Here is a 14,585-nt window from a genome sequence, read left to right as displayed (position 1 = left end):
CTAGGTTGGAAAGGTGCGCCTTCCCAATCGAAAGTTCAGCCCCCGCTGCACCTCAGCACAGCCGCATCGATCGCCGACGCCGCGCCAGACAACGCATACACATCCGCAAACGGCCGCCCGCCGACGCCGACCGCCTCGACGCTCATGCTCCGCCCCGATCGCAATGCCGCAACGATCGCCCGATCGCTCGGCGCATCGCTCGCCCAGGCATCCAGCCCATTCGCCACCAGCGCGAATCGCCGCTCGCCAACCGTCAGCGTCACCCCCGCTGACCGATCGCGCTCCCGACTGAGCCGAACATAGAAAGACGCCCGCAATCCCCGCTTCGGCCACGTCGCAATGCTGGCAAAACCGCTCGTGCGTCCCCCCGCCATCACCGGACGCGCAATAGCAAAACACCGATCCGGGGTCGCATCGCGAAACGCGCCCCAGCCCTTGTAGATACCAATCGTGTCACGCGCCGCCGCCGGAACGGCAACGGCCAGCAACAGCAGGGCGGCGAACCTCACGCCGGCGCGAAGCCGGTGCCGAGATGCGGCACGGTCGCGTGGCCATGCTCGACCAGCGTCACCGACCCCTGCGGTAGCCCCGGCGCGATCGGTGCGCCCAGTGAGGGATCGATCGGTGCTCCCGTCATCACCCCCAGCATCACCCGACTCGAAATTCCGTGCATGATCACCAGTCGGTCGCCTGAATCTCCCGCCGTATCCGCCAGCCACCCGCCCACGCGCGCCGCGATCTGCGGATAGGTCTCGCCGTCCGCCGGTCGTTTCAGGATCCCGCCCGGCAGCACGATCGAACCGACCTCCGCCGCAAGATCCGCATAATAGCGCCCGCCCCAGGACCCCATGTCGATCTCGACCAGCCGCGCATCGGTGTGCGCGCCGTGCCAATCCAGTTCCAGATGCTCGCAGATCACCGCCAGCGTCTGCAGCGCGCGCCCGGTCGGCGACGCCCACAAGGTCAACGACGGCTTTGCTCCCAGCAACCCGCGCAACGCGCGCCCCAGCTCGTCCGCCTGCGCGAAACCAGCCCGTGTCAACGGCGTATGCGGCGCATCCCCCTGCAATCGATGCGCTGCATTGAACACGGTTTCGCCGTGTCGCGCGACGAAATCCCGCCCCTTGCGCGGCGGTGGCATGTCGGTTGATCGGGCGTCCGCTTCACCCTGCCGCTGGCTTGGAATCATAGGCCGCGTTTCAACCCCCTGTGGCGCAAAAGCAACGGATTTCCGCGTTTATCTGGGGTTCATGCAACGCCCCGCGGACTGGTCCATTGGAGCGGTCCGCCCCGCGTAATGGGGCGCCGGATCAGTAAGGAGTAACCCCAATGCGTACGCTTATCGCCGTCTCGCTGCTCGCGACCACCGCAGTGGCCGCACCCGCCCTCGCACAGACCAACCCGACCTTCACCGGCCCTCGCGTCGAGGCCACGCTCGGCTACGATCACACCGGCGCCGGCAGCAGCGTTTCCAACAACAACGGACGCGACGACCAGAAGATCGACGGCCTGCTCTACGGCGGCGGCATCGGCTATGACATCGCAACTTCGAGCAACATCGTGCTCGGCGCGGAAGCAGAACTGACGGGCTCGACCGCGAAGAGCGACCGCAACGACTATACCAGCGACTTCGGCTTCGGTCGCGTCAAGCAGGGCCGTGACATCTATGTCGGCGGTCGCGTCGGCTATGTCGTCGCACCGACGACGATGCTGTACGTCAAGGGTGGCTACACCAATTCGAAGCTGAAGGTGCTCGCAGGCGATACCAGCCAGACCACCGACACCAAGTTCAACCTCGACGGCTGGCGCGTCGGCGCGGGCGCCGAGCACGCGGTGGGGCCGAACAGCTACGCCAAGCTCGAATACCGCTATTCGAACTATGAGCGCGGCAACATCGACTATGCGACCGGCGGCACCAGCGGCCGCTTCGATGTCGACACCGATCGGCATCAGGTGGTCGCCAGCTACGGCTTCCGCTTCTGAGTCGGAACGGCGCGCGGGTTTTAACGCGACGTTTACCGTGATCAAAGAAGGGTCGGGGCGCTTGCTCCGACCCTTTGTTGTTGGGTAAGCCATTAGCGGATTGCCCCCAGCCCCGAGTCCGGCTGCGGTGGCGGGGGGAATTTTGATGAAGGCGACGATCGAACGCGCAACGCTCCTCAAGGGGCTGAGCCATGTCCAGTCCGTGGTGGAGCGGCGCAATACCATCCCCATCCTGTCGAACGTGCTGATCGAGGCGACCGCCGAGGGCACGCTTAAGCTGATGGCGACCGACCTCGACTTGCAGATCAACGAATCGATCGCAGCCGCGGTCGACCAGCCCGGCGCGACCACCGTGTCCGCTCACACGCTGTTCGACATCGCGCGCAAGCTTCCCGAGGGTAGCCAGGTCCAGCTTGCCGCGTCGGAAGGCCGGATGAGCATCGTCGCAGGCCGCGCACGCTTCTCGCTCGGCACGCTGCCGCGCGACGATTTCCCGGTGATCGCGGAAGGCGAGCTGCCGACCCAGTTCGAGCTGCCCGCCGAGACGCTCAAGCAGATCATCGACAAGACGCGCTTCGCGATCTCGACCGAAGAGACGCGTTATTATCTCAACGGCATCTTCCTCCACGTCGCCGACGGCGACAGCTCGAACCCGGTGCTGAAGGCCGCCGCGACCGACGGCCACCGCCTCGCGCGCGTCACGCTGCCGCGTCCCGAGGGCGCCGAATCGATGCCCGACGTGATCGTGCCGCGCAAATGCATCGGTGAGTTGCGCAAGCTGCTCGACGAGGTCGACGGTTCGGTCGGCGTGTCGCTGTCGCCGACCAAGATCCGCTTCGACCTCGGCCAGGCGATCCTGACCTCGAAGCTGATCGACGGTACGTTCCCGGATTACAGCCGCGTGATCCCGACCGGCAACGACAAGATCCTGAAGATCGACCCGAAGAGCTTCATGGAAGGCGTCGACCGCGTCTCCACGATTGCGACGGAGAAAACGCGAGCCGTGAAGATGGCGCTCGACCGCGACAAGATCACGCTGTCGGTCACATCGCCCGAAAACGGCACCGCCGCCGAGGAAGTCCCCGGCGAGTACGTCGCGCTCCCGTTCGAGATCGGCTTCAACAGCCGTTACCTGATGGACATCCTCGCGCAGATCGACGGCGACATGGTCGAGGTACATCTGGCGGACGCCGCCGCCCCGACGCTGATCCGCGAGAACGACAAGTCGCCTGCGCTGTACGTGCTGATGCCGATGCGGGTGTGAGCGATACCTGCTCAAATTGCGGAGCTGTGCTCAAGGTCGGGATGATTTCGTCAAATCAACCGTTGGCTCCGAGCCGGCTTCGCGTGATTAATTTGGCCGGTTTCGAGCGTGTCGATGCGGCGTGTGATAAGTGCGGGGACCCATTGTATCGAGACGCAATGGAAGCGCTAGAATCGGAGTCGCGAGAACTCGGCGACAAGCTAACAGCGATTTTGTCGCATGTGCCAATCGTCTCTTTGCAACAGCCGATGGGCTGGACCTATGAGCCGCTTGGCATAATTACCGCGCAAACAGTGACCGGGACGGGCGTTTTCTCGGACGTTGCTTCCGCCTTTACCGATCTGTTTGGGACTCAGTCCGGAACATATAACGCAAAACTACGTGATGGTGAGAACCTGTGCAAAGCGTCACTGCGTGCCCAAGCCATTGAGCAAGGTGGCAATGCGGTTCTTGGGGTAGATGTAGATTACGCTGAAGTAGGCGGTCAGCGTGCCATGTTGATGGTATGCATGACCGGCACCGCCGTGTCGCTGACGCAAATCGTTCCTCACGATCCTGTGTTTTTCGATGTGACGCGGGAGGGTGCCGCGCTCGCAAACCGCGCGAGAGACATTCAAGATGCGTTGCAGGCGGCGAGGGCCTGATCAACGTATCGATAGCGAAGCGCTTGTAGATGATTCTACGTATTGAATCTCGCGGAGAGCAAATCAGACGGTTCAGTTACTCGTTGCGAAGCTGGTTGATTTAAGCCGCGCTAATTCGTGCTCGATTGACTCGGCGCCACCAGCTCAATACTAACAGCAATGTCAGTAAGGAGTCGACTCGATGGCGAAGCTTCCTCCGTTTCCCGGTACGACTGGTCGTCGCGATTGGCGTACGGCGTTTGATGCGATCAGCAAACTGCTCGCGAACGGGGACGACACGACGCAGGTGTTCCGGATCATGCGCGCGCTGAACGTCGGCAACGCGCCGATGAACTACGCGCGGCTGATCGCCACCGAGCAGGGCGGACGGATCGCCTATGACCGCGTCGAACTGGCGCAGCGTTTCTCCGATCCCGCGTTCGTCGCGAGCTTCGCGCCCGGCACGGTCGGGGCGGCGTATCGCAATTTTCTCGAGACGACCGGCTATTCCGCGGACGGCCTGGTCGAGGTCTCGCGGCTCGAGCCGAGCGAGGATGATCTGGCGCATCCCTATGCGTGGTTCGGCCGACGGGTACGCGACACGCACGACATCTGGCACGTGCTGACCGGTTACAAGGCGGACGAAAGCATGGGCGAAGCGGCACTCGTCGCGTTCAGCTATGCCCAGGTCGGCGGGCTAGGCTGGGCGCTGATCGGCTCGGCGGCGGCGTTGAAGAGCATGCGCGTCACCGGCAGCAAGCTGTTCGCGAAGGCGGTCTGGGAAGGTTATCGCAACGGGCGGAAAGCGAAATGGGTGTCGGGCGAGGATTACCTGACGCTGTTGCACGAGCCGCTCGACGGCGCCCGCGCGCGCCTCGGCATCGTCACGCCGGTCGCATACCTGTTCGCACAGCGCGAACTGGGGCCGGCGCTCGCGTCCTATCTGAGCACGCAGAAGGGCGAGGCGCCCACGGCGATCGTCGACGAGCGCATCGCCGCCTGAGCGAAGGCTGACACCGCAACAGGATTGCCGCTAAGGGCGGTGCAATGCTGTCGCGCCTCGTCCTCACCGAATTCCGCAATCACGCGGACCTGACGCTGACGCCTGGCCCTGGGTTCGTCGTGCTGACGGGCGAGAACGGCGCGGGCAAGACGAATATCCTCGAGGCGGTGTCACTGCTCGCGCCCGGTCGCGGGCTGCGGCGCGCGGCGCTGGGTGAGATGGCGCGCCAGGGCGGGGCAGGCGGCTTCGGTGTCGCGGCCACGCTGTTTCCCGAGCAGGTGACCAAATCCCCCTCCCGCTTGCGGGAGGGGCTAGGGGAGGGCGCGACGTACGTACTGGCGTCCGGCCTCGATGAAAACGCGCCCCTCCCCCGACCCCTCCCGCAAGCGGAAGGGGAGTCAGAAGCGGACCGGGAAACGCCCGCAGTCGGCGAAGTCGACGTCGCCACCGGGACGCTCGCCTCAGCCCCAGAACGCCGCATCGTCCGCATCCAGGGCGCCACCACGACCGCCAACGCCCTCGCCGAGTGGCTCACGATCCTCTGGCTCACGCCCGCGATGGACCGCCTCTTCGTCGCCCCCGCCGGCGAACGCCGCGGTTTCCTCGACCGCCTTACGCTAGCCCTAGCGCCAGCCCACGCGCACCACGCCGCCCGCTACGACGCCGCGATGCGCGCCCGAAACCGCCTGCTCGCCGACGAGGGCCGCCCCGACGGCGACTGGCTCTCCGCGCTCGAGGCGCAAATGGCCGAGCACGGCGCTGCGGTCGATGCGGCCCGACGCGAGACCGTCACCCTGCTCGGCACCCGCCTCGCGCAACAGGACGACGGCCCGTTCCCTCGCGCCGGGTTGGCACTCGAAGGATGGAGCGGCGATACCACCCGCCTGCAAGCCGACCTCGCCCAGGGCCGCGCACGCGATGCTGCGGCGGGCCGCACGCTCGCCGGCCCCCACCGGGTCGACCTGACCGTCACGCATCTCGACAAGGCCCGTGCCGCCTCGCTCGCCTCGACCGGTGAGCAGAAGGCGCTCCTTCTCGGCATCGTCCTTGCCCATGCCGACCTCGTCGCCGAGCGCACCGGCCAGCCACCGATACTTCTTCTCGACGAGGTCGCCGCCCACCTCGACCCGGCCCGCCGCGCCGCTCTTTTTTCGCGCCTCGCCGGCCGAGGACAGGTGTGGATGACCGGCACCGAAGACGCGTTGTTCGATGCGATCGACTCTCAGGCAACGCGGATCGCGGTCGGACGTTAGGCTGAACGCGCGCTGTCGACCGACGTCACCGCGCGTTCAAGCGGGCGCGGGCAAAGCTCCGTCCATCGAAGCCCATGGAGAGATCGCAATGACCCGGAAATTCGCGCGCGCCGCCCTCGGCATAGTGATGGTCGCAACAACCACTGCCCCCGCTTTCGCTCAGGCTCGCGAGGGAGCCCGCTACGACATGAGCCGCGCGCCTTGGTCGCGCCCTGGCTACCGGCTGGAAGGCGCAGGCGTGCCGATCCTGTTCCCCGAACTGCGCGATACACCGCGTGGCCGCGCGTTCGTGATGCCGAACTTCGACGCGAACGGCGATGGCCGGATCAACCGCCAGGAAGCCGATGATGCCAATCGCGAATTCGCGCGGATCGCCGGCCCCCGTCGCGACCGGTTCGACTGGGACGCGTATGGCCGCGACCCACGCGGCTATCGCGGCGATCGTGGCGGCACCACCGTCGTCGAGACCACCACGACCTGGGACCGCGGCGCGATGCGCGACTACCACTTCCGCCAGACGCCGCGCGGCGCGACGCTGACGCTGCAGGAAGACGTGCTGTTCCGCACCGACAGCGACGTGTTGCGTCCCGGCGCGATCGAGAAGTTGCGTCCGCTGGCACGCTATCTGCGCGGTAACCCGGGCGTCCGCGTGTCGATCGACGGCTTCACCGACTCGCGCGGTACGGATGCCCACAACCAGGACCTGTCGGAGCGCAGGGCCGCCAGCGTCCGCCAGGCGTTCGACGACATGGACGTCGTCCGCGCGCGCTTCAGCGTTGTCGGCCACGGCGAAAGCCAGCCGGTCGCGACCAACGCGACGCCAGCCGGCATGCGCCTCAACCGCCGCGTCGAGGTAACCTTGCTCGGCCAGCGCGCCGACAGTTTCGCGCGCTGATCGAAAAAGCCGACTGGCTTGGTACGCCAGTCGGCTTGACAGCGCGTGGTGCGATCGTGAGGGCAGACCTTCACCCGTAACGAAAGAGCAAGCATGGACGACGTCGCCGACCTTCAAGCGCAGATCGTGGCGCTTCGCCTTGCTGTCGAGGGTGTCTGGCTTTCGGTGTTGGCCGGCAATCCCAATGCTGTCTTTCAGGCCGAGCGACTGCGTGACGCGAACGTTGCGAGCTTGGACCAGCTTGATACGACGACGCCGCAGACGCGGGCAGCGCGTGATGCAGTCGCGCTCCACACGCAAAGCCTGTGGGGCAGCATCATCTGGCAGTTGGAGCAGCGCGACACCCGAGGCTGACCGCAGGCCATTTCGCTTCCGTTTCGGCCCCCCAATGCCTATATACTTGTCATGGCATCCAACCCTGAATCCAATAATCCCAATCTTCCGAACATGGGCGACTACGGCGCCGACTCGATCAAGGTCCTCAAGGGCCTCGACGCGGTCCGCAAGCGCCCCGGCATGTACATCGGCGATACCGACGACGGATCGGGCCTCCACCACATGGTGTTCGAGGTCAGCGACAACGCGATCGACGAGGCGCTCGCCGGGCATTGCGACCGGATCGACATCGTCCTGAACGCGAACGGCTCGGTTTCCGTCACCGACAATGGTCGCGGCATCCCGACCGGCATCCACACCGAGGAAGGCGTGTCCGCCGCCGAGGTCATCATGACCCAGCTCCACGCCGGTGGTAAGTTCGAGAACACCAACGACGAGAACGCGTACAAGGTCTCGGGTGGTCTGCACGGCGTCGGCGTCTCGGTCGTCAACGCGCTCAGCGAATGGCTGGACCTGACGATCTGGCGCAATGGCGAGGAGCATTACATGCGCTTCGCCTACGGCGACGCGGTCGCACCGCTCAAGATTGTCGGCCCCGCGACCGACGGGCAGAAGGGCACGCGAGTCACCTTCCTGCCATCGCCCACGACGTTCAAGATCATCGATTTCGACTTCGACAAGCTCGAACATCGTTACCGCGAACTCGCTTTTCTGAACTCGGGTGTCCGCCTGTTCCTGAGCGACGCCCGCAGCGAAGAGCGCAAGACCGTCGAGCTCTATTACGAGGGCGGTATCGCCGCGTTCGTGAAGTATCTCGATCGCGCCAAGCTGCCGCTGATGCCCGAGCCGGTTGCGATCAGCGGCACGCGCGACGACGTCACGATGGACGTCGCGCTCCAGTGGAACGACTCGTATTACGAGAACGTCCTCGCCTTCACGAACAACATCCCGCAGCGCGACGGCGGCACGCACATGGCCGCGTTCCGCGCCGCGCTGACCCGCACGCTCAACAACTACGCCGAGAAATCGGGGATGTTGAAGAAGGAAAAGGTCCAGCTCACCGGCGAGGACATGCGCGAAGGCCTGACCGCGATCGTCTCGGTCAAGCTGCCCGATCCGAAGTTCAGCAGCCAGACCAAGGATAAGCTCGTCTCGTCCGAAGTTCGCCAGCCGCTGGAAAGCCTGATGGCCGACAAGATGGCCGAATGGCTCGAAGAGAACCCCGCGCACGGCAAGGCGATCGTCGCCAAGATCATCGACGCTGCAGCGGCGCGCGAGGCCGCCAAGCGTGCGCGCGAACTGACGCGGCGCAAGGGCGTGATGGACATCGCCTCGCTGCCCGGCAAACTCGCCGACTGCCAGGAGCGCGATCCCGCCAAGTCCGAGCTATTCCTGGTCGAGGGTGACTCGGCAGGCGGCTCGGCAAAGCAGGGCCGCGATCGCCACTTCCAGGCGATCCTGCCGTTGCGCGGCAAGATCCTCAACACCGAACGTGCGCGTGAAGACCGCATGCTGTCGAGCCGCGAGATCGGCACGCTCATCACCGCGATGGGCACTGGCATTCGCGACGACTTCAACGCGGACAAGCTGCGCTACCACAAGATCGTCATCATGACCGACGCAGACGTCGACGGCGCGCACATCCGCACGCTGTTGCTGACGCTGTTCTACCGTCACATGCCCAAGATCATCGAAGGCGGCTATCTCTACATCGCCCAGCCGCCGCTTTACAAGGCGACCAAGGGCCGGTCGGAAATGTACCTCAAGGACGATGCCGCGCTCGACGAATATCTCGTCGACGCGGGTGTCTCGACCATGGTCCTCGAAGGCCCCGGCGGCGGCCGTTCGGGTCGCGATCTGAAGGATCTGGTCGATCACGCGCGCCGGATGCGGACGCTGATGCGCTACGTTCCCAAGCGCTACGACGCCGGGATGATCGAGGCGCTCGCGCTTGGCGGCGTGTTCGATCCGGAGGCGTCGGTCGAGGATCGCACCTCGCGTCTGGAGATCGTGACGCGTCGTCTCGAACTCGACGACGGCGATGCGCGCTGGACCGCGGTGCTGACCGAAGACGGCGGCATTCACTTCCAGCGTGCATGGCGCGGCGTCACCGATCACCATATCATCGAGGCGAGCTTCCTGGTGTCGGCCGAAGCGCGCAAGCTGCACGCACTGTCGGGCGAGCAGGCCGAGAGCTACGCGCAGACCTCGAACCTCGTCCCGGCAAGCAAGGCATCGCAGGCCGAAGAGCCCGACGCCGAAGACGGTGCCGAAGCCGCCGGCAGCGGCGTGATCGGCTCGGTCACGGTCGTCGCTGCCCGCGGCTCGACTCAGGTTTCGCGTCCGAGCCACCTGCTCGATGCGATTCTGACGGCGGGGCGCAAGGGGCTCGCGATCCAGCGCTACAAGGGCCTCGGCGAGATGAACGCGGAACAGCTCTGGGAAACCACGCTCGATCCGTCGGTCCGCTCGATGTTGCGTGTGACGGCGGTCAACGCCGAAAGCGCGAACGAGATCTTCACCCAGCTGATGGGCGAAGTCGTCGAACCGCGCCGCGAGTTCATCCAGGACAACGCGCTAAACGTCGCCAACCTCGACGTCTGACGCGCGATAGATTCGGTAACCGGAGGCTCGGCCGCCGGTTACCGACCGCGCCGTGCGCGTGCGCGTAGTCAAACGCTGGTACCATAAACGCAACTCCTGCCGACGCGGCAGCGTCAACAGGTTGCAGATCGAATGCCGGAAGGCGGTTCTAACGCCTAGTGTGCCGCGAACACCGGCAGGAACGGTCGTTGTTAGCCGCTGGACAGCCCGGACCAGAAATGATGGTCAGGGTCTCCCGGACCCAAACGAGGTCCCAGATCGCTGCACGACCCTGGTCAGCGCGCCCGAGCCCGCATCGTGACCTGGAACGCCGGCGGCTCAATGCTGGCGACCCTACGCCGACCGCCGACACGGTGATTTCATGCGCCGATAGCATGGCAATAAAAGCTGATCGAAGCGGAGTGAACCGCCGTCCGCTTCGATACTATCGTGGCGCCCCACCGATCGAAGTGTCGGATGGTGGCTTGGGCGTCGCTTACCGCGAGCGGCAGGGCAAAGACACTAGCGGGTAGACGAAGACCCGAACGTGCTTCCACCAATCGCGCAGGTCGTCTCGCTCAATTGAGCGTGGTCATCTCCACGGGCTTGCCCTTGGTAGTCGGGTTGGAAGCATTCGCCTTGGGCGCTTTCTCGGCCTTCGGCTTACGGACTTCCTTGCTCGATTTCTTCTGGCTCTTGGCCATGACGACACCTCGTAGGGGCGGAAGGCCCCGCCGCCACGTTACACGCTTCGCCGTCGATATACCCGTGTTATCGAAGCGAGTCCCTGGAGCTGGGCGACCGAAGCAGGTCTAGCGTTGCAGCATCGTCCTGACCGCGGAAAAACCGGTCCAGCGCCGCGCGATACGGCCGGGGATCGTCGGCAACCGCAGCGAACAGCGTCATCGACGACCGCAGCTTCACCGCGTCGATACCGCCCAGGATTGCGTCTGCAGATCCGGCCGCCGCCGTGATCGCCTCGGTCGCCTTGATCAACCGCGACCCCAGTACCGGATGCGCGAGATACGCCCGCGCCTCGTCCGCGGACGCGATCGCATAGGTGCGCGCCATCGCGCTCTGTCCCAGTCCAGCTATCTGCGGGAAGATGAACCACATCCAGTGACTGCGTTTCGCGCCGCGATGGAGTTCGGCGAGCGCCTGAGCATACATACCGGCCTGCGCTGCGACGAAGCGTTCGAGTTGGTGAGCCATGGACCCGAGATGGTCGCGTAGTCCGACAACCGCAACCACGGCGCCGGTCGGTGCGTTGCAACCAACACTAGGGAGATCAGACGATGACCGGGGTGTACGCATGAGAATCGCGATCGCAATAGCATTGCTTGCCGTACCGCTCGTCGCTGCCGGGTGTGGACGCAAGGACGATCCGACGGCGACTCCCGCGCCCAGCGGTTTCGTACCTCCGGAAGCGCGAGCGCCCACGCCGATTCCCGGCCAGGCCCAGACCACCCCGATCACCGCCTATGTCGGCAAATACCCGCATGACGCGATCGCCGGCGTCGATTTCTACGACCGTACGGATGTTGCGACCGGGTTGGTGAACGCGGTCGGCGACGCAAAACTGCGCGAGACGATCCGCGGCAGATCCGGTCCGATGACGCCGATCTTCAAAGTCGGCACACGCGTCGCTGCCTGGGGGTGCGAGGAACATAATTGCGGCGATCATAACTGGGCGGTGCTGATCGATCCGAAGGACGGCAAGGCACAGGTCTGCCACCATGACGCTGCGACGATGGGGCAGGGTAGCGACTGGTACGCCGGGGCTGCCCCCGTCCGCCGTGGACAATCCTGCCCTTCGGAAGGCTGAACGCATGCTCGAACATATCCCAGCCTGGCTCGGCAACGCGATGAGCGGTCTTCGCGCTGGCGTCGACAAACTTGCGATCGTCCAGTTGGGCGAGGACTTCGATACGCTGGACCTGACCAGTCCCGCCTTTTCGAATGAGGGACGACTGCCGCTCCGTTTTACTGCCGACGGAGAGGGCATATCTCCGGCGCTCACATGGACGCAGCCCCCTGCGGGGACGGCCCACCTCGTTCTGCTCGTGGAGGATCCCGACGCACCGGCCCCCCAACCGCTGGTACATGCGATCGTCTGGGGCCTTGCGGCGGAGTCAGGCTATTTGACGGAAGGTGCGATCGTTGCGGACGGCACAGGCTCCGCATCTGCGGGAGACGTCGGCCGGAATTCGTATCTGCGCGAAGGCTGGCTGCCACCCGATCCGCCAAGCGGTCACGGCAAGCATCGCTATGCGTTCCAGTTGTTTGCTGTTGGCGCGGGCGCTGGCGATCCCGGCGGAACTCCGGGGCGTTCGGCGATGATCGAGGCCATTACCGGGCACGTCCTGGCGGCAGGGCTGTTGATCGGAACGTATTCGCGGGAGGAGAATGGGCCAGTCGGGACGGTCGAGACGGCTGTACCCGCCTGAGCGGCGCTTTACGTCAGGCCACGGTGACGCCGGTATGCGTGATGATCAGGATGATGGTCGTTGAGAAGGCGGCGACGCCGATGAGCAGGCTGCGAACCATGATGTCAGTCCTTCGCTTTGGAGGGGTGCCCTGGATCAGGCGATCGGCATGATAGGCGTAGCGGCGGCGACGGCGATCGTGGCGAAGAACACGGCGCCGACGAACGAGAGGGCGATACGCTGGGCGGTTTCGAAACGGAGCGACATGGTAATTTCCTTTGGTCTGGGAATGCCGGACCATCCGGCCTCCCATGCCAGGACATTTGCATACAACGTGCCAGCTTATTAACTATCTGAGATAAAAGGATTATCTCAGATAGCTTTATCGCGATTGGCAGAATGCACCACGTCGCCGCGGTAATTCGCGCCAACAAGCAGGATCAGCCGGCACAAACCTGATCTCGGCCCAGATCCTTGGCAGCGTATAGTAGCCGATCGGCACGCGCGAACGCGGTTTCCGCATGTTCGTCGTCGCCGATCGCGGTGATACCTGTGGAAAATGTGATCGTGCCGAGCGCGGTATCCGTATCGCGATTGCGAAACCGCTTCGCCGCCACGGTCGCCCGGACTGAATCCAGCAGGTTCGAGGCGTCGACGAGCGTCAGGCCGCTGAGCAGCACCGCGAATTCCTCGCCGCCGTAGCGCACCACAAGGTGCGGTGCACACTCCGCGGCAATGGCATGGCCGATTGCGGTAAGCACGCGGTCTCCGACGCCGTGGCCATGCACGTCGTTGACGAGCTTGAACCGATCGATGTCGCACATTGCGAGACAATGAGGGCCAGAGTCCACGCTCCGCTCGGCCAGCGCTTCCTCGAACGCCCGACGATTGGGCAGGCCGGTCAGTACGTCGCGGCGGGCACTGTCGCGCGCTTCTGCCAGTTTGGCGCGCAAGCCGTCCGTTTCCGCGGTCGCGATCGCAAGCCTTACCTCGCTGTCGCGAATACGCCCGATCATCGCGCTGGTGATGTCGGCAATTTCGTCGATCCCGACCATCTGCGTGATCGCCGCGGCGCTGCGTGCAAGATCGCGTCCGAAGCCACGCGTCTCGTCTCGGATCGTCCGTACGATCTCGGCGAACCCGTCGAACTGCTGCTGTGTTTCGGTAACCAGCGCGATTGCGGCGGCATCGACCTGATCCTCCGGCCGCGTAGCCGGTACGGTGCTGGCCCGTGTATCGTCCGAAGCATTTGCGATATGCGGTCGCGTCAGGACAACGGGCGGGCCGTCGACTACGCGTCCGCCGAGCCGCTCGATATCGTTTCGGGTTAGGCGTATGCCTTGGCTGGAAAGCCGCGCGACGGCCTGGCCGAGTGGCTCCTCGGGCGCGGACAAGGCGGCGAACGCAAACGCGTAATGCGCCGGGTCCGCGCTGAGCCCCTGCGTATCGAGGAAATTGCCGATCCGCTCGAACAACGTATCGTCTGCACACGGTGTTGAAGTCCGTATGGCCTTCGCCAGTCCCAAGATGCGCATGATTTCCCCCACGTCCCGCCGAAGCGATAGCCGCGAAGCGTTATCATACCGTCACCGAGCCGGCAGAATCTTGCCGGCCCGGTGATATCAGGGTCGCTGGCAGTTACTTACCGGTCAGCTTCTCGACCGCGGCAAGTGTCGTGGCGACATGGGCGGCCGGGTTCATTTCGTCATGGACGAAGGCAATGCGACCAGTCTTGTCGATGACGTAGCTCGTGCGCTTGGTGACGTCCCGACCCATGACCTGCTTGCCGAGCGCCACGTCGTAGCCCTTGATCACGTTCGGTCCGGCGCTGGCGACGGCGAATTTGCCCGCGCATTTCTCGGCCGAAAACTTGCTGAGCGTCTCGACGTTGTCGGCCGACATGCCGATGACGGTGGCGCCTGCCTTGGTGAACGCCGGAATTGCCTCGGCGAACGCATGCGCTTCGGCGTTGCATCCGCCTGTGTACGCCGCCGGGAAGAAGTACAGTACGACCGGGCCCTTCTTGAGCTGGTCCGCCAGATGCACGGTAAAGACCTTGCCGGCGATCGCGCCGCGGGTCGTGAAGTCCGGAGCCTTGGCGCCGGGGGCGAGTGCCGCGAATGCCGGGGTGGCGGCGAGAAGGGCGGCAGTGAGGGTCGAGACGAGGCGCATGCAAGATACTCCGTTTAGATCGCAATGGCCTACGCCGAGATGAGCGA

General features: G+C 64.9%; 16 protein-coding genes. 10 read left to right on the top strand and 6 right to left on the bottom strand.

Going from position 1 to position 14,585, the window contains the following annotated elements; genetic code table 11:
- Positions 1-35 precede the first annotated feature (35 nt).
- Positions 36-509: an invasion associated locus B family protein gene (locus SJY41_RS13355; protein ID WP_380782444.1), complete on the bottom strand. Its 474-nt coding sequence runs from the start codon at positions 507-509 to the stop codon at positions 36-38.
- Complete coding sequence (locus SJY41_RS13350) at positions 506-1,141, bottom strand: histidine phosphatase family protein (RefSeq protein ID WP_380782442.1); 636 nt, start codon at positions 1,139-1,141, stop codon at positions 506-508. Before SJY41_RS13350 ends, SJY41_RS13355 begins: the two co-directional genes overlap by 4 nt.
- Before the next feature lie 188 nt (positions 1,142-1,329).
- Here SJY41_RS13350 and SJY41_RS13345 point away from each other — a divergent pair, with 188 nt between their 5' ends.
- From SJY41_RS13345 to gyrB, 8 genes are all read left to right on the top strand, one after another.
- A complete protein-coding gene (locus SJY41_RS13345) occupies positions 1,330-1,983 on the top strand; it encodes an outer membrane protein (RefSeq protein WP_380782440.1) in 654 nt (217 codons plus the stop codon).
- Positions 1,984-2,128: 145 nt separating this feature from the next.
- Positions 2,129-3,247 (top strand): DNA polymerase III subunit beta, encoded by a 1,119-nt coding sequence (gene dnaN / locus SJY41_RS13340; protein ID WP_277983735.1) that lies wholly within the window; start codon positions 2,129-2,131, stop codon positions 3,245-3,247.
- Positions 3,248-3,405: 158 nt separating this feature from the next.
- The gene (locus SJY41_RS13335; protein ID WP_380782438.1) at positions 3,406-3,891 is read left to right on the top strand and encodes a YbjQ family protein; all 486 of its coding nucleotides are present in this window, start codon (positions 3,406-3,408) and stop codon (positions 3,889-3,891) included.
- Positions 3,892-4,072: 181 nt separating this feature from the next.
- Positions 4,073-4,873, top strand: coding sequence for a Coq4 family protein (locus SJY41_RS13330; RefSeq protein ID WP_380782436.1), 801 nt, complete (start codon positions 4,073-4,075; stop codon positions 4,871-4,873).
- A 44-nt stretch (positions 4,874-4,917) separates the two neighbouring features.
- On the top strand, positions 4,918-6,126 hold the full coding sequence (locus SJY41_RS13325; protein ID WP_380782434.1) for a DNA replication/repair protein RecF: 1,209 nt from the start codon (positions 4,918-4,920) through the stop codon (positions 6,124-6,126).
- 88 nt (positions 6,127-6,214) lie between these two features.
- Positions 6,215-7,021, top strand: coding sequence for an OmpA family protein (locus tag SJY41_RS13320; RefSeq protein ID WP_380782432.1), 807 nt, complete (start codon positions 6,215-6,217; stop codon positions 7,019-7,021).
- A gap of 93 nt (positions 7,022-7,114) precedes the next feature.
- The gene (locus tag SJY41_RS13315) at positions 7,115-7,375 is read left to right on the top strand and encodes a hypothetical protein (RefSeq protein WP_380782430.1); all 261 of its coding nucleotides are present in this window, start codon (positions 7,115-7,117) and stop codon (positions 7,373-7,375) included.
- Between the two features lie 51 nt (positions 7,376-7,426).
- On the top strand, positions 7,427-9,961 hold the full coding sequence (gene gyrB / locus SJY41_RS13310) for a DNA topoisomerase (ATP-hydrolyzing) subunit B (RefSeq protein WP_380782428.1): 2,535 nt from the start codon (positions 7,427-7,429) through the stop codon (positions 9,959-9,961).
- Positions 9,962-10,518: 557 nt separating this feature from the next.
- On the opposite strand, the gene SJY41_RS13305 is transcribed toward gyrB, so the two are convergent.
- Both SJY41_RS13305 and SJY41_RS13300 read right to left on the bottom strand, forming a co-directional pair.
- A complete protein-coding gene (locus SJY41_RS13305; RefSeq protein WP_259457500.1) occupies positions 10,519-10,644 on the bottom strand; it encodes a hypothetical protein in 126 nt (41 codons plus the stop codon).
- Between the two features lie 67 nt (positions 10,645-10,711).
- Positions 10,712-11,152: a DUF1810 domain-containing protein gene (locus SJY41_RS13300; RefSeq protein WP_380782426.1), complete on the bottom strand. Its 441-nt coding sequence runs from the start codon at positions 11,150-11,152 to the stop codon at positions 10,712-10,714.
- A gap of 100 nt (positions 11,153-11,252) precedes the next feature.
- Between SJY41_RS13300 and SJY41_RS13295 the strand changes: the two genes are divergently transcribed.
- Together SJY41_RS13295 and SJY41_RS13290 are read left to right on the top strand one after the other, a co-directional pair.
- Positions 11,253-11,765, top strand: coding sequence for a hypothetical protein (locus tag SJY41_RS13295; protein WP_380782424.1), 513 nt, complete (start codon positions 11,253-11,255; stop codon positions 11,763-11,765).
- Between the two features lie 4 nt (positions 11,766-11,769).
- Positions 11,770-12,387, top strand: a complete 618-nt coding sequence (locus SJY41_RS13290; protein WP_380782422.1) for a YbhB/YbcL family Raf kinase inhibitor-like protein — start codon at positions 11,770-11,772, stop codon at positions 12,385-12,387.
- 419 nt (positions 12,388-12,806) lie between these two features.
- On the opposite strand, the gene SJY41_RS13285 is transcribed toward SJY41_RS13290, so the two are convergent.
- Positions 12,807-13,901, bottom strand: coding sequence for a GGDEF domain-containing protein (locus tag SJY41_RS13285; RefSeq protein WP_380782420.1), 1,095 nt, complete (start codon positions 13,899-13,901; stop codon positions 12,807-12,809).
- A 103-nt stretch (positions 13,902-14,004) separates the two neighbouring features.
- Positions 14,005-14,538, bottom strand: a complete 534-nt coding sequence (locus tag SJY41_RS13280; RefSeq protein ID WP_380782418.1) for a peroxiredoxin — start codon at positions 14,536-14,538, stop codon at positions 14,005-14,007.
- Positions 14,539-14,585: the final 47 nt, after the last annotated feature.

The organism is Sphingomonas sp. R86520, assembly GCF_042466285.1.
Taxonomy (GTDB): domain Bacteria; phylum Pseudomonadota; class Alphaproteobacteria; order Sphingomonadales; family Sphingomonadaceae; genus Sphingomonas.
The sequence above is the reverse complement of the archived record's forward strand: the minus strand, read 5'-3'. Positions and strand labels throughout refer to the sequence as shown.

Excerpts from the sequence above, each read along its gene's own strand:
- SJY41_RS13290 (WP_380782422.1), top strand. The coding sequence starts at position 11,770 with ATGCTCGAACATATCCCAGCCTGGCTCGGCAACGCGATGAGCGGTCTT.
- SJY41_RS13295 (WP_380782424.1), top strand. The coding sequence starts at position 11,253 with ATGAGAATCGCGATCGCAATAGCATTGCTTGCCGTACCGCTCGTCGCT.
- SJY41_RS13345 (WP_380782440.1), top strand. The coding sequence starts at position 1,330 with ATGCGTACGCTTATCGCCGTCTCGCTGCTCGCGACCACCGCAGTGGCC.
- SJY41_RS13285 (WP_380782420.1), bottom strand. The coding sequence starts at position 13,901 with ATGCGCATCTTGGGACTGGCGAAGGCCATACGGACTTCAACACCGTGT.
- SJY41_RS13325 (WP_380782434.1), top strand. The coding sequence starts at position 4,918 with ATGCTGTCGCGCCTCGTCCTCACCGAATTCCGCAATCACGCGGACCTG.
- SJY41_RS13300 (WP_380782426.1), bottom strand. The coding sequence starts at position 11,152 with ATGGCTCACCAACTCGAACGCTTCGTCGCAGCGCAGGCCGGTATGTAT.
- SJY41_RS13330 (WP_380782436.1), top strand. The coding sequence starts at position 4,073 with ATGGCGAAGCTTCCTCCGTTTCCCGGTACGACTGGTCGTCGCGATTGG.
- SJY41_RS13335 (WP_380782438.1), top strand. The coding sequence starts at position 3,406 with ATGGAAGCGCTAGAATCGGAGTCGCGAGAACTCGGCGACAAGCTAACA.
- SJY41_RS13350 (WP_380782442.1), bottom strand. The coding sequence starts at position 1,141 with ATGCCACCGCCGCGCAAGGGGCGGGATTTCGTCGCGCGACACGGCGAA.
- SJY41_RS13280 (WP_380782418.1), bottom strand. The coding sequence starts at position 14,538 with ATGCGCCTCGTCTCGACCCTCACTGCCGCCCTTCTCGCCGCCACCCCG.
- dnaN (WP_277983735.1), top strand. The coding sequence starts at position 2,129 with ATGAAGGCGACGATCGAACGCGCAACGCTCCTCAAGGGGCTGAGCCAT.
- SJY41_RS13320 (WP_380782432.1), top strand. The coding sequence starts at position 6,215 with ATGACCCGGAAATTCGCGCGCGCCGCCCTCGGCATAGTGATGGTCGCA.
- SJY41_RS13305 (WP_259457500.1), bottom strand. The coding sequence starts at position 10,644 with ATGGCCAAGAGCCAGAAGAAATCGAGCAAGGAAGTCCGTAAGCCGAAG.
- SJY41_RS13315 (WP_380782430.1), top strand. The coding sequence starts at position 7,115 with ATGGACGACGTCGCCGACCTTCAAGCGCAGATCGTGGCGCTTCGCCTT.
- gyrB (WP_380782428.1), top strand. The coding sequence starts at position 7,427 with ATGGCATCCAACCCTGAATCCAATAATCCCAATCTTCCGAACATGGGC.